Source organism: Altererythrobacter chaiwopuensis, assembly GCF_054957755.1.
In genome coordinates this window covers 331,104-344,981 of sequence record NZ_JBTXJG010000002.1, presented here as the reverse complement: position 1 = coordinate 344,981, position 13,878 = coordinate 331,104, and the positions used below count along the sequence as shown (strand labels likewise).

General features: G+C 61.4%; 12 protein-coding genes and 1 tRNA gene. 6 read left to right on the top strand and 7 right to left on the bottom strand.

The genetic code is table 11. The features are described 5' to 3' along the window. The first annotated feature begins 47 nt into the window (after window positions 1–47). From ACX2DJ_RS12235 to ACX2DJ_RS12225, 3 genes are all read left to right on the top strand, one after another. Complete coding sequence (locus ACX2DJ_RS12235) at window positions 48–1,550, top strand: sensor histidine kinase (RefSeq protein WP_462572962.1); 1,503 nt, start codon at window positions 48–50, stop codon at window positions 1,548–1,550. Then, window positions 1,544–2,224, top strand: coding sequence for a LytR/AlgR family response regulator transcription factor (locus ACX2DJ_RS12230; RefSeq protein WP_462572960.1), 681 nt, complete (start codon window positions 1,544–1,546; stop codon window positions 2,222–2,224). Before ACX2DJ_RS12235 ends, ACX2DJ_RS12230 begins: the two co-directional genes overlap by 7 nt. Window positions 2,225–2,393: 169 nt before the next feature. Continuing rightward, window positions 2,394–2,804 carry a DUF302 domain-containing protein gene (locus ACX2DJ_RS12225; RefSeq protein WP_462572959.1) on the top strand — a complete coding sequence of 137 codons (411 nt, stop codon included), beginning with the start codon at window positions 2,394–2,396 and terminating at the stop codon, window positions 2,802–2,804. A 172-nt stretch (window positions 2,805–2,976) separates the two neighbouring features. Here ACX2DJ_RS12225 and ACX2DJ_RS12220 read toward each other — a convergent pair. Next, window positions 2,977–3,053: transfer RNA gene (locus ACX2DJ_RS12220), tRNA-Met, on the bottom strand. Window positions 3,054–3,127: 74 nt separating this feature from the next. Continuing rightward, a complete protein-coding gene (locus ACX2DJ_RS12215) occupies window positions 3,128–3,640 on the bottom strand; it encodes a 2'-5' RNA ligase family protein (RefSeq protein ID WP_462572957.1) in 513 nt (170 codons plus the stop codon). Between the two features lie 77 nt (window positions 3,641–3,717). Here ACX2DJ_RS12215 and ACX2DJ_RS12210 point away from each other — a divergent pair, with 77 nt between their 5' ends. Next, window positions 3,718–5,667, top strand: coding sequence for an alkyl/aryl-sulfatase (locus ACX2DJ_RS12210; RefSeq protein WP_462572955.1), 1,950 nt, complete (start codon window positions 3,718–3,720; stop codon window positions 5,665–5,667). Between the two features lie 22 nt (window positions 5,668–5,689). On the opposite strand, the gene mltG is transcribed toward ACX2DJ_RS12210, so the two are convergent. The 4 genes from mltG to aspS form a co-directional block, all read right to left on the bottom strand. Further along, the gene (mltG, locus tag ACX2DJ_RS12205; RefSeq protein WP_462572953.1) at window positions 5,690–6,652 is read right to left on the bottom strand and encodes an endolytic transglycosylase MltG; all 963 of its coding nucleotides are present in this window, start codon (window positions 6,650–6,652) and stop codon (window positions 5,690–5,692) included. A gap of 1 nt (window position 6,653) precedes the next feature. Then, entirely contained in the window at window positions 6,654–7,913 is a 1,260-nt protein-coding gene (gene fabF, locus ACX2DJ_RS12200; RefSeq protein ID WP_462572951.1) for a beta-ketoacyl-ACP synthase II, read from the bottom strand. A 141-nt stretch (window positions 7,914–8,054) separates the two neighbouring features. Continuing rightward, a complete protein-coding gene (locus ACX2DJ_RS12195; RefSeq protein WP_462572949.1) occupies window positions 8,055–8,291 on the bottom strand; it encodes an acyl carrier protein in 237 nt (78 codons plus the stop codon). Between the two features lie 118 nt (window positions 8,292–8,409). Continuing rightward, on the bottom strand, window positions 8,410–10,206 hold the full coding sequence (gene aspS / locus ACX2DJ_RS12190; RefSeq protein WP_462572947.1) for an aspartate--tRNA ligase: 1,797 nt from the start codon (window positions 10,204–10,206) through the stop codon (window positions 8,410–8,412). 181 nt (window positions 10,207–10,387) lie between these two features. Here aspS and rnd point away from each other — a divergent pair, with 181 nt between their 5' ends. Both rnd and ACX2DJ_RS12180 read left to right on the top strand, forming a co-directional pair. Continuing rightward, the gene (gene rnd, locus ACX2DJ_RS12185; RefSeq protein ID WP_462572946.1) at window positions 10,388–11,590 is read left to right on the top strand and encodes a ribonuclease D; all 1,203 of its coding nucleotides are present in this window, start codon (window positions 10,388–10,390) and stop codon (window positions 11,588–11,590) included. Window positions 11,591–12,528: 938 nt separating this feature from the next. Continuing rightward, window positions 12,529–13,425: a LysR substrate-binding domain-containing protein gene (locus ACX2DJ_RS12180; protein ID WP_462572944.1), complete on the top strand. Its 897-nt coding sequence runs from the start codon at window positions 12,529–12,531 to the stop codon at window positions 13,423–13,425. 9 nt (window positions 13,426–13,434) lie between these two features. Here the strand turns inward: ACX2DJ_RS12180 and ACX2DJ_RS12175 are convergent, their stop codons facing one another. Beyond that, on the bottom strand, window positions 13,435–13,773 hold the full coding sequence (locus tag ACX2DJ_RS12175) for a hypothetical protein (RefSeq protein WP_462572942.1): 339 nt from the start codon (window positions 13,771–13,773) through the stop codon (window positions 13,435–13,437). Window positions 13,774–13,878 lie beyond the last annotated feature (105 nt).

Below are 13,878 nucleotides of genomic sequence, written 5' to 3'. Positions count from 1 at the left end.
AAAGTGCAGAACGTGCCAACCCAATCGGTAGCGGCAAGGCAGGAGTAATGACGAGGCCTCAAACCATCCCTGCGTCGGTGACGAACTGGTCGGTGCAGCTGATGCCTATGATCGCCGCAGTCCTGCTCTCTGCGCTATGGCGGCATCACGCCGCAGGCGATGAAACGCTGGGCAGCTTCGCGCTGCATGTGGCACAGACTGGATTGGTGAGCCTGCCGTTCGTGGCTGCGCATCTCTCAGCGTTTCGTCTGCGACCGCTTGCGGCATTGGCCGCTTGGCTGGCAGGCTTCGCGCTTTATCCGATCGCCGTCTTTTGGGTTCCCACACGCGGCGAATTCGACAGTCTGCTGCCAGGCATGCGCGAGTGCGCGACCGCAGCTGCCTTCAGTGCCATGGCATTACTGGCAGGCGGCAGGTCCAGCTATCGCCTCCGCGCCGGTGAAATTGCGTCGCTTTTGCGCCGTTTGCCGGTCACGTTGGACGGTTCGATGCTCGCACTTCTGATGGGATGGGCACTGGCGACGACTTCACTCTTCGCATCGACCGCCGACGCAGTGCGGAACCAGCCGTTTACCGTGTGGTTCGATCCCGTGCGCCTCGCCCGTCATCCGGGTGAAGCCCTGTATTACCTCTGGCAGTTCGCGATCGTGGCATTGCTCCTCTACGCGTTCTACTGGGGCAGCCGTTATCTCCTGGTCCGGCGCGCGCTGGGCGGCCATGGCTGGACATTCTTTGCGCTGTCGTCATTGAGTTACTGGATCATCGCGACGCCGCTTATGGCCAGCCTTGTCCTGCAACTGCCGATCAACCTGCCGGAATGGAGCCTTCTGCCATCCGAAGATCGCCAACTATTCGATCCGCTCAATTATGGCTTCACCTTCGTTTTTCTCGCGGTGACGATGCCCATCGTGCTGGCGAGCGAACGCTTGCTTGCCGAGCAGCGCGATGCGGCCGGGCGCCACGAACAGGTGAGCGCCGAGCTTGCTCTCCTGCAGCAACAGATCAACCCCCACTTCCTGTTCAACTCGCTCAACACGCTATACGCCCTGTGTCTCAAGGATCGCTCGTCCGCCGCCGATGCCGTTGTCAAATTGTCCGATCTGCTACGTTACACTGTATATGACGGGCAACGTGATCTGGTCCGTCTCGACGAAGAGATTGAATATTTGCGCAACTATATCGCCCTGCAGCTGTTGCGTTTGGGGGATCGCTGCGTGGTCCGATGTAATTGGCCGGAAGTTTCGGACCGGTTGTGTATCCCGCCGCTGCTGCTGATCATGCTGGTCGAGAATGCGTTCAAGCATGGTATCGAACCTACGGACCGGGCGAGTGAACTCACGATCGACCTGAGTGTTTCTGCCACCCATATGCGCTTTGTCTGCGAAAACTCGCTCGACCCAGATACAGTGCGCTCAAAGACATCGAGCCTTGGCCTGGCCAATCTTCGCCGCCGGCTTGAACTGATTTTCGGAGACAGTTCCGGTCTGAGCAGCGAGCGAAGCGGGGAAGGATGGCGCGCAGTGCTGGAACTGGAACTTCGCCCATGCTGAACGTGCTTCTGGTCGATGACGAGCCTTTGGCGCACGAAGTCCTGCTGCACCATTGCCGCGCGCATCCTGACTTGCGGGTTGTGGGCCAGTGTCACAACGCTGCCGAAGCCCTCGTGAAGATCAGCGAAGTTCCCGTCGACCTGATGTTTCTCGACGTCCGCATGCCGCGCTTCGGCGGCCTTGACCTGCTGCGCGGGCTGGAGGCCCCTCCACTCGCAATCATCGTCAGCGCGCACCGCGAGCATGCGCTCGACGGCTTCGAACTCGACGTGGTCGACTACTTGCTAAAGCCGGTGAGCTCGGACCGGTTCGCTGCGGCGCTGGACAAGGCGCGGCGGCGCCTGGCCGAGCAGAAACAGGACATGCCAAGCGAGCAGGAATATCTGGCCTTGCGGGTCGACGGTGCAACCCGCCGGTTGAGGCTGGACCGCATCTCCGGTTTTCAGGCCGAGGGAAACTTCGTCAAGGTCTGGAGCGACGAAGGAAATTGTCTCGCCACGACCACGCTTCGAAACCTGCTCGAGACCTTGCCCGAGAAGGACTTCGTCCAAGTCCACCGATCCTTTGTCGTGCGGCGCGACCGGATCTTCGAACAGCGCCGGGCGTCCGTGACGCTCGACAACGGCATGGAAGTCCCGATCGGCCGATCCTACCGCAAGAAAGAGGTCATTTGACGCGGCGCTGGCGCGCAAGAGGCCTCCCTCTAAGGTGATCTGAAGCCGACCTTCAACGTAGAGCCAGATGGCCGCCATTCGATCTTTGCGTTGAAAGGGTGTAGTTCAGCTTGGGTCAGAATGAATCCAGACACACACGTCTCACCTTCCAGCGAATGGAGACTATCCATTGACCTACTATCTAGCGACAATTCTGGAGACCTCGTTCTCCGAAGCGATCGAAAGGACCGAACTGGCCCTTCAGACCGAAGGCTTTGGCATCATCTCACGCATCGACATGCAAGAGGCTCTCAAGACCAAGATCGGGGTGGAATTCCGCCCCTATACAATCCTTGGGGCTTGCAACCCGAAGCTGGCCTATCAGGCACTGCAGATCGAGGACAAGGTCGGGACGATGCTGCCATGCAATGTCGTTGTGCAAGCGATCGATGATAGGCACACTGAAGTGGCGGCGATTGATCCAGTTGCATCGATGCAGGCTATCGAGAACCCGGATCTTGTCAGCGCTGCCGGCGAGGTGCGGGCAAAACTCGCCAAAGTTATTGAAAGCCTTGATGCCGGTAACGCTACAGATCGTTAATTCGCCAAACGGGTGTTCGCGCCGCACCCGATTTCGGCCAATTGGTTCAGGGGCAAGCGCATAAATGATGGAAATTCCGGGCGTCGACTGGATCGATGCTTACAAGCCGAGCTTAAGCCAGCGCTCATGGCCAGCGGCGACAACGCAAACCAGACCGCAATCCTGGACGAAATGGTAGCGGAGGAGGGACTCGAACCCCCGACACGCGGATTATGATTCCGCTGCTCTAACCACCTGAGCTACTCCGCCCCGAAAGGCTTGCCGGGGCAAACGCCCGCTCGGCAGGCGGCGCATTTAGGGCGCAGCCTCGCCCCGGTCAACTGCTATTGCCGCCGAAAGGCGCAACGCTTCACAAACTCCCACGGGCCGCCGCGATAGATGTGCAGTTCGAGCGCGGGAAAGGCGAACTCTCGCGGTTCGATCGCACCGCGCAAACCCGCCTGCAGCGCGCGCGCCTCTTCCTTCGTCACCTTGTTCTGGATGGTGATGTGCAGCCTTGGCTCGTGCAGGTCCTGCGCGGTCAGGCTGCCGTGAAAATGATCGGCAATCTGTGCCCTGATCCCGAGCAGTTCGGGGCTGTGAAGCGCGATCGCGGTCCCCTTGCCCAGATTCATCAACCCGGCAATCCGCCCCACCGGAGGCGCAAATTCGCGCGCAACCCGCGGCAAATAGTCGCGCAATTCCTGAAACAAGGCCGGGGCAAAGGCGTGGAACAGGGTGACGTGGGCATGCAGGTGATTGCGCTCGGGCGGGAAGTGGGCACGCCGCAAGTCATCGGCCCAGGCGAAGATGTCATCGGGCAGCGCCGCAGTGACGATGAATGGCGAGCTTCCCATGCGGCGCCTCCTGATATGATAGCTTGTCGCCGCAGCCCATATCGAGCAATCTGGCAACAAGACAAGGGGAGAGGGAAATGACAAGAACCATGCTGGCAGGCTTCCTGGCCGGGATCTCGCTCACAAGCGTTGCAGCGGCACAAGAGGGAGCAAAGCCCGCCTCCCCGGCAACGGTGGAAGCGCAGCAGGCCGTGGCAGCAGCCCTGCCGGCTGACGGCACGCGCGATGCGGATTTCGCCCTGCGCGGCTTCGTGGCCACGCGCGATGACCCGATCATCCGCAATGCGGCAGGCGAGCCAGTCTGGAACCTCGATGCCTATGGTTTTGTCGAGGGCGAGGCGCCCGCCACGGTCAACCCCAGCCTGTGGCGGCACATGCGCTATCTGAGGCACCACGGCCTGTTCGAGGTAGCAGGCGGCGTGTGGCAGGTGCGCGGCTTTGACCTTTCGAACATGACGGTGGTGCGCGGCGAAACCGGGTGGATCCTGATCGATCCGCTGACCACCAGCGAGGTTGCAGCTGCGGCGCTCGAGCTGGTCAATGCTACACTGGGCGAGCGCCCCGTTTCCGCAGTGATCTACAGCCACAGCCATGCCGATCACTTTGGCGGCGTGCGCGGCGTGACAAGCGCAGAGGATGTGGCGGCGGGGCGCACGCAGATCATCGCGCCCGAACATTTCATGGAAGAGGCAGCGTCCGAGAACGTGATGGCTGGCGGCGCCATGCAGCGCCGCGCGGCCTATCAGTTCGGTGCCGGGCTGGTGCCGGGGAATAGTGGCCAGATGGGCAGCGGAATTGGTGCAGCCGTATCTCGCGGCACGATCAGCCTGCTCCCGCCCACCGACACGATCACCCGCACGGGGGAGACCCGCACAGTCGATGGCGTGGAACTGGAGTTCCAGATCGTTTCAGGCAGCGAGGCGCCCGCCGAACTCAATGTGTTTGTCACGCCCGCCAAGACATTCCTTGCGGCCGAGATCGCGACCTGCACCATGCACAATATCCTCACCCCGCGCGGGGCGAAGGTGCGCGATGCACGTGCCTGGGCGCATTTCCTCGACGAGGCAGTGCAGGATTTCGCGCCGAAAAGCGACGTCGTGATCTCGAGCCACTGCTGGCCGCAATTTGGGCGCGAGGCAGGGGTGGCGTGGCTCAGCGCACAACGCGATAACTACCGCTATCTGCATGACCAGACCGTGCGGCTGATGAACCGGGGCGCGACCATGGCCGAGATCGCCGAGGCGGTGCCGCTGCCGCCGCAATTGGCCGATGAATGGTCAAACCACGGCTATTACGGCACCTACAGCCACAATTCGAAGGCGATCTACCAATATTATCTCGGCTGGTATGACGCTGTGCCGGCCCACCTCAACCCCCACCCGCCGGTTGCCCGTGCGGCCCGCATGATCGCGGCGCTGGGCGGCGCCGAGCGCGTGATCGCGCTGGCCCGAAATGCCATGGCCAAGGGCGACTATCGCTGGTCATCAGACCTGTTGCAGCAGCTTGTATTTGCCGAGCCTGAAAATACCGAAGCCAAGGGGCTGCTGGCTGACAGTTACGAGCAGCAAGGCTACCAGTCAGAAAGTGCGATCTGGCGTAACCAGTTCCTGGCTGCCGCCTACGAGCTGCGCAACGGAAGGCCAGACAATTTCGCCACACAAAGCACGGACATGATCGCCGCAGTTCCCACTGGCCTGCTGCTTGATTCGGTTGCAACCCGTTATGATCCCACCCGGCTTGGGCGCGATCTCCTGCGCGTGCAGATCAATCTCAGCGATCGCGGCGAAACGGCGGTCCTGGAAGCCAATGACAGCGTGCTGATCGCGCGGATGGGCGAAACCGGCGAGGCGGCGGCAGCGACCATCACCGGCCCGCGCCAATTGCTGCTGGGGCTGATGTTCCTCAAACTGCCGCTGGCGCAGATGCAGGCAGCCGGGCTGAAGGTGGAAGGCGACGCGGGGGCGCTGCAGGACTTGCTTGACGCGCTCGACCCGATGCCGGGAACCTTCGACATCGTCACGCCTTAAGGCGCCGCCGAGGGTCAGGAACCTAGATGCCCTTCTCCGCGCGAAACCTGCGCCATGCCGCCACGTTGCGGTTATGCTCTTCCAGCGTTTCGGCAAACACATGCCCGCCGCTGCCATCGGCGACATAGTAAAGCGCGCTGGTTTTCGCCGGATTGAGCGCCGCCGTTATCGCCGCGCGGCTGGGGTTGGAGATCGGCCCAACGGGTAGCCCGGCTATTGCTCTGGTGTTGTAGGGATTGGCATCGCGCAGTTCCGACCGGCGGATCATGCGGCCCAGCGGCTTGCCCTTCGTGATCGGATAGATGGTGGTCGCATCGGCGCCCAGCATCATGCCGATGCGAATGCGGTTGGAGAGCACGCCGGACACAAGGCCAAGCTCCTCCTTGTCCTGCGTCTCCTTCTCGATAATCGAGGCCAGGATCACCGCTTCGCGTTTGGACTTCACTGCCGCACTGGGGCTGCGCTTTGCCCACGCCTCATCGAGATAGCCGGTCATCGCATCCTGCATCCGCGCAAGGACCGCAGCGCGCGGCTCACCGCGTTCGAAATCATAGGTATCGGGCAATACCGATCCCTCGGCAGGCACCGCGACTTCACCCGTAAGCAGTTCCTCCGCCATCAGGCGTTCGTAGACCATGATCGACGGCATGCCTTCGGGAATGGTCACGAAACGGCGGATAACGTCGCCCTGCTGGAAGGCGCGCAGGATGTCGCCCTGCCCCATATCCGGGGTCAGCCGGAATTCCCCGGCCTGAATCGGCGCATCTCCGCCCAGCAACCTGGCATGCAGAACGAAACCGTCAGCCGAACTGATCAGCCCTTCATCCTCAAGCTTCTTCGCCACTGCGGTGAGCGACGAGCCTGAGGGAATGACAAAGGTTGTCGCCTGTTCGATCCTGGCTGAACCGAACAGCGCCGACAGCGCAATTGCCCCCGCCACGAGCAGCGCCAGGATGGCCGCAACGAGGCAGCCGCCGCGTTTCACGTCAGCTGACCTGCTTCATCACCAGCGAGGCATTGGTGCCGCCAAAGCCGAAGCTGTTGTTGAGCACGGCACGAACTTGCCGCTTCTTCGCCACCAGTGGAACAAGGTCGACGCCTTCGGTGCCTTCGTCCGGATTGTGCAGATTGAGCGTGGGCGGCACGATCTGGTCGCGCATCGCAAGGATGCAGAAGATCGCCTCAACCGCACCGGCACCGCCCAGCAGGTGGCCGATAGCCGATTTGGTGCTGCTCATCGATGCCCCCGAAAGGTCATCACCCAGCACACGCTTGACTGCAGCTAGCTCGATCGTGTCAGCCATCGTCGAGGTGCCATGCGCATTGACATAATCGATGTCGCCACGTCCCATTCCGGCCTTGCGCAGCGCCATTTCCATCGCCAGCTGCGCACCCTTTCCTTCAGGGTGCGGGGCAGTGACGTGATAGGCATCGCCCGACAGGCCATAACCAACCACTTCGGCATAGATCTTCGCGCCGCGCGCCTTGGCGTGTTCATATTCCTCAAGCACGACCACGCCAGCACCTTCGCCCATCACGAAGCCGTCGCGGTCCTTGTCATAGGGGCGGCTGGCCTCGGTCGGACGGTCATTCATGCTCATGTTGAGCGCCCGCGCCTGCGCGAAACCGGCCACGCCGAGCGGATTGATGGTCGATTCCGAGCCACCCGCCAGCATTACATCGGCATCGCCATCCTTGATCATGCGCGCTGCATCGCCGATCGAATGCGCCCCGGTTGAGCATGCCGTGACGACCGCATGGTTGGGCCCCATCAACCCGTATTTGATCGAAACCTGGCCGCTGATGAGGTTGATCAATCGTCCATGGACGAAATGCGGGCTGACACGGCCCGGCCCGCGTTCGTGCAGCACGATCGATTCGCTTTCGATCCCCGGCAATCCGCCAATGCCTGAACCGATCGAGCAACCGGTGCGCAGCTTCAGGTCTTCATCCATCTCGGCCAGGCCGGCGTCTTCGAGCGCCTGGCCCGCCGCGTCGATGCCGTAGATGATGAAGGGATCCACCTGGCGCTGGACCTTGTGATCGACGCGCTTGTTGGGATCGAAGCCGTATTCATGATCGGCCGGTTTCACTTCGCAGGCAATCTGGCACTTCTGGTCAGAGGCATCGAAACGGGTGATCGGGCCCGCCCCGCTCTTGCCAGCGATCAGATTGCTCCAGCTCGTCTCTACATCGCCACCCAGGGGGGTAACAAGGCCAAGACCGGTAACGACGACACGACGCATCGATTTCTCCGTATTCCAGTTCAGGATCGCACTTTCGGGCGACCAGAATGCAACAGGCTCAACCCCAAGGGGCCGAGCCTGTCAATATCCCGCCAATGTGATGGCGTTGCCACCTGCGTGCGGGCGAAAGACGTGAAGGACCTAGCCCTTGTTGTCTTCAATATATTTCGTGGCGTCACCGACGGTGGTGATCTTTTCAGCCGCATCGTCAGGGATTTCGACGCCGAATTCTTCTTCGAACGCCATCACCAGTTCGACGATGTCGAGGCTGTCTGCGCCCAGATCGTCGATGAAGCTGGCTTCCTGGGTGACCTTGTCGGCCTCAACACCAAGGTGCTCGACAACAATCTTCTGCACGCGGTCGGCAGTATCGCTCATAATGTTCCCTCTGCTTATGGGGTTTTGAATTTCGTCATTCGCCCTAATGAACGGATCGGCGCAGCGCAAGAGGCATAGGAATTCGCTTCTGCGACTTTGCGCCGCGCTTATGCGCCCCTTATGCCCCTTCACCCTCTTTCTTGGGCGGCTCGACCACCCGCAGGTGCAATTCGCGCAGCTGCTTGGGATCGGGCCTGCTGGGCGCGCCCATCAGCAGGTCTTCGGCCTTCTGGTTCATCGGGAACAGGGTGATCTCGCGCAGGTTCTGCGCCCCGCACAGCAGCATCACGATCCGGTCCACCCCGGCGGCCATCCCGCCATGCGGCGGCGCGCCATACTGGAAGGCGCGGTACATGCCGCCGAACTGCTGCTCGACGTCCGCCTTTGACAGGCCGACAACCTCGAACGCCTTGACCATGGTTTCGGGCCGGTGGTTACGGATCGATCCCGATGCGATCTCATAGCCATTGCAGACCAGGTCATACTGATAGGCGTTGATGGTCAGCGGATCCTGGTTCTCCAGCGCGTCGAGCCCGCCCTGCGGCATGGAGAAGGGGTTGTGGCTGAAGTCGACCTTCTTCTCGTCCTCGTCATATTCGTAGAACGGGAAATCGACGATCCAGGCGAGTTCGAAGCGGTTCCGGTCGATCAGGTCGAGCTGCTCGGCCACACGGATGCGCGCCGCGCCAGCCAGTTTGGCGGCATCGGATTCCTTGCCTGCAGCAAAGAACAGTCCGTCATTCTCGCCCAGGCCCAGCTCGGCATAGAGCTGCTCCATGCGCTCGGCCCCGTGGTTCTTGGCGATCGGCCCGCCGAACTCGCCCTGCTTGCGCGTCACATAGCCCAGCCCCGCGAAGCCTTCCTTGCGTGCCCAGTCATTCATGTCGTCGAAGAACTTGCGGCTCTTCTCATGCGTGCCGGGCGCAGGAACCACGCGCACCACGCCGCCGCCGCCCACGATCTTCTCGAACAGGCCGAAGCCCGACTGCTGGAAATGCTGTGAGACATCGCTGATTATCAGCGGGTTGCGCAGATCGGGCTTGTCGGTGCCATACTTCAGGATCGCTTCGGCATAGGGGATGCGCGGAAAGCTGCCCGCGGGCGTTACATGCTTGCCATTGGCGAACGCCTCGAACGTGCCGGCGATCACCGGCTCCATCGTCTCCCACACCTCTTCCTGCGTCACGAAGCTCATTTCGAGGTCGAGCTGGTAGAATTCGCCCGGCAGCCGGTCTGCGCGCGGGTCTTCGTCGCGAAAACAGGGCGCGATCTGGAAATAGCGGTCGAACCCCGCCACCATCAGCAGCTGCTTGTACTGCTGCGGGGCCTGCGGCAGCGCGTAGAACTTGCCCGCGTGGATGCGGCTCGGAACCAGGAAGTCGCGCGCGCCCTCTGGGCTGGAAGCAGTCAGGATCGGGGTCGAGAATTCGTTGAAGCCCACCGCGCGCATCCGCTCGCGCATGTCAGCCACCACCGCCACGCGGGTCATGATGTTCCGGTGCAGCGTTTCGCGGCGCAGATCGAGGAAGCGGTATTTCAGGCGGATATCCTCAGGGTATTCCTGCTCGCCCGCAACCGGCATCGGCAGTTCTTCGGCGGCACTCTGCACGGTAACCTCGCGCGCGAAAACTTCGATCGCGCCGGTCGGTAAATCCTTGTTCACCGTTTCAGGCGTGCGCGCCTTCACATTGCCGTCGATCGTCACGACCGATTCGAGTCGCAACCTTTCCAGCACCGGCAATGCAGCCGAATCCTCGTCCGCCACGATCTGCGTAATGCCGAAGTGATCGCGCAGGTCGATGAACAGCACCCCGCCATGGTCGCGCTTGCGGTGGATCCAGCCCGAAAGACGGACGGATTCGCCAACATTTGCTTCACCAAGCTGTGCGCAATTGTGGGTACGATAGGCGTGCATCTAATATCTTTCCAAATTCGGGTGTATGGCGCTATGGGCGCGCCCAGGCAAAAGCGCGCAAGCCCGTGTGCGTTTCAAGCGCGCGCTAACAGGGGAAGAGGGTGGCTTTGTCAAGGTTCCCCTTCCGAAATGGGCCGCAAGGCCCGAGGGCGGTACTCCGCCCCACACAAAGAAAAGACGGATGAAAATACACGATCTGATTACCACAACCGACGCTCTGACACAGCTGTGCGAGCGCCTTTCCACATCCGAATTCGTGACGGTCGATACCGAATTCATGCGCGAAAACACCTATTGGCCCGAACTGTGCCTGGTGCAAATCGCGAATGATAAAGAGGCCGCCGCGATCGATCCGCTGGCAGATGGCATTGACCTTGCCCCGCTGCTGCGGCTGCTGACGGAAAATGAGGATGTGCTCAAGGTGTTTCATGCCGGCGGGCAGGATGTCGAGATCATCGTCAACCTTGCCGGAAAAACCCCGCACCCGATCTTCGACACGCAGATCGCGATGATGGCAATCAGCCAGAACGACCAGATCGGTTATGCCAATCTCGTCGAAGCCTGGCTCGACATCACCATCGACAAGGGCGCGCGATTTACCGATTGGAGCCGCCGCCCGCTCACTGACCGGCAGATCGAATATGCCATCGGCGACGTTACGCATCTTTCGAAAATCTTCCCCAGGATCCTGAACAAGCTGATCAAGACCGGGCGCGGCGACTGGCTCGACGCGGAAATGGACAAGCTTGCAGATGCCTCCAACTATCTGATCGATCCTGACCAGGCCTGGCGGCGAATTCGCCAGTCCGGGCGCAATCCCCAGGTGCTGGGGCGGCTCAAGGTTCTGGCGGCGTGGCGCGAAAGCGAAGCGCAGCACAAGAATATCCCGCGCGGCCGGATCATGCGCGATGAGACCCTGGCCGATATCGCCAGCCACCCGCCGCGCCAGCAGGCCGATCTGGCCAAGGTGCGCGGGCTTTCATCCGCCTGGCGCGACAATGACATCGGCAAGCGGCTGATGAAAGTGCTCGAAAAGGCGGAGCCGATCGACAAGGACGAGATTCCCGAAAAGATGAAGCGCGGCGCCCCGCTGGGCAAGGAAGGCGCGCTGGTGGCGGACCTCCTCAAGCTGCTGCTCAAGATCCGCAGCCGCGAGATTGACGTCGCCACTCGGCTGTTGACGCGGGCCGAAGAGATGGAGGCGCTCGCCGCCGGGGTGCGTGACCTGCCGGTGCTGCAGGGCTGGCGATATGACATTTTCGGGCGCGACGCGCTGCAACTGGTGGAAGGCAAGCTCGCCTTTGCGGTGAAGCGCGGCAAGCTGACCATGACGCATATCGACGATATACAGGCCGAGATGGAAGAGGCACTGGCAGCGGAGTGAGGGCTACCTGCGTGCGGCGGGTGTCGGGATCCGGGACTCATCCATCTCTAGGAAAGAACAAATTTCGTCTTGATGTGCGCTGGCCTGTCAGTCAGAACGGACCGGAACGGTGATCGGCGTACACTTCCTTTTGGAAGGGAAGCGAGGTTGTCCAGGCCGAGCGATCACCGTTCCGCACTTTCGCATTGGACGCGAACGTGTTGCCATATGAGAATACTGAATCAACACAGAGTCTTGCGCAAGCCCCAATGCTGACAAATTTGTCACATTCCGCTGTGGATAGCAGGGAGGGCGAAGCGGAATTCCGGGACAGTATATTTAATTCGGTTGGGCCAATCTCGATCCGCATTGGATGGCTGTCGTGGCGCCGCCCGAAGGTCCGACACCTTGGTGCCTTGGTGTCCCCTCGACAAGCCCGGGACAGGCTTAGCGTGAAACCAATTTGTTTCTTCCGGATACGGCAGGACACCCACCCCCCATTCCCGATACCCGTCCCCGTGCAGGCGGGGATCAAGGGAGGGGAGGTAAAGCTCAGCGCCTCTGCACGAACCCAAACAGCACCGACTGCCACACTGGATTGCTTCGTCGCTTCGCTCCTCGTAATGACGAGCTACGTGGCCCGCTTTCCTACTCGACACTGCGCGCACTAAACTGTGTGTCATGCCAACGCATTCTCGCATCCCAACCCCCGTCCTCACGATATCCACCCAAAAGTCACATGTCCTTTGCCGCAAAGTGACGCTTTGCGAGCCGCAGAGTCACGCTTTTGCGCAGCAGGCTTACACTTCCGCACGCCAGCTTCACGCTTTTCGGCAAACGGTCACACTTTTCGCCCCAAGGTTCACACAATGGCGCTTTTTGCCTTTAGACCGTGTTCCATGTGTTCCATCCTGCGGGACTTTGCGCCTTCGCCGTGTCGGGCTAAGGGCATAGGCAGCATGTCCACCTACCTCCCCACCATCAAGCAGCTGCAATATCTCGTCGCACTCCACGAACACGGCCATTTCGGGCGCGCGGCGGAAAGTTGCTTCGTCTCGCAATCGACGCTTTCGGCGGGGATTCGCGAGCTCGAATCGCTGCTGGGCGTGACCCTGGTCGAGCGCACGCGCCGCGTGGTGCGCTTTACCGCGCTGGGCGAGCAGGTGGTGGAAAAGGCGCACCGGCTGCTGCGCGAGGCGGAGGAACTTTCGGACTTGGTGCAGGCAGCGGGCAAGCCGCTTTCGGGCACGCTGCGGATGAGCGTGATCCCCACTATCGCACCCTTCATGCTGCCGCGCATCCTGCCGCGGCTGAAGCGCGAGCGGCCCGAGCTCAAGCTGATGCTGCGCGAGGAAACCAGCCACGACGCGGTCGAATCGCTCCAGCATGGGCGGGTCGATTGCGTGCTGCTGGCCCTGCCCTTTGCCACCGGCGAGGTGGAGATGGCGCATATCGCCGATGACCAGCTTTATGTCGCCTTTCCCAAGGATGACCCGCGCGATCCGCCGGATTCGATCCCTGCCTCGATGATCGATGAAGGCAGGCTGCTGCTGCTGGAAGACGGGCATTGCCTGAAGGAACATGCGCTGGCGGCGTGCAACCGGCCCGAACTGCGCGCCTCGGCCACCATGATCGGCACTTCGCTGCATACGCTGGTGCAGATGGTGAACAATGATCTGGGCCTCACGATGCTGCCGGAAATGGCGCTCGAGGCCGGAATCCTCAACGGCACCGATGTGGTCGCACGGCCATTGCGGGCGAAGAATGCCAAGCGCGAGATCGCGCTGATCTGGCGCAAGAACAGCCCGCGTTCGGAAGAGTTCGAATTGCTGGCGGAGGAATTGCGCGAAGGTTAGCGCAGGGTGTCAGGCCTTGGCGGGTGCGAGGCGGGACTTGGCGAAACGCTCAAATTTCCGCGCCGCGAACAATGGCACCACCACCGACAGCGCGATGCCGGCCAGCGAACAGAAGCCGAGCCACAGGGCCATGAGCGACCCGCCTGACTGATACATCGCATAGAGGACCGGCACAGCCATGATCACGCCGCGCACTTCGTTGAAGACGATGGCGACCCAGCCAATCTTGAGAAAGGCGGCAATCAAGGTGGAAAGCGTGGCGCTCATGGGGCCTTGGTATCCCCAAATGCTTTCCAAGAAGTTGATGTTGGCTGCGGCAAATGCCGCTGGCCAGATCAAACCATTCATGTTCGCGGCCTTTCGCTTTGCGAGCGCTCAGTTCCTGAATGGAATACGCACCAGAAGCGCATTTGGTTTCAAGACGCCGGGTGATTTCATGCCCGATTATCTGAT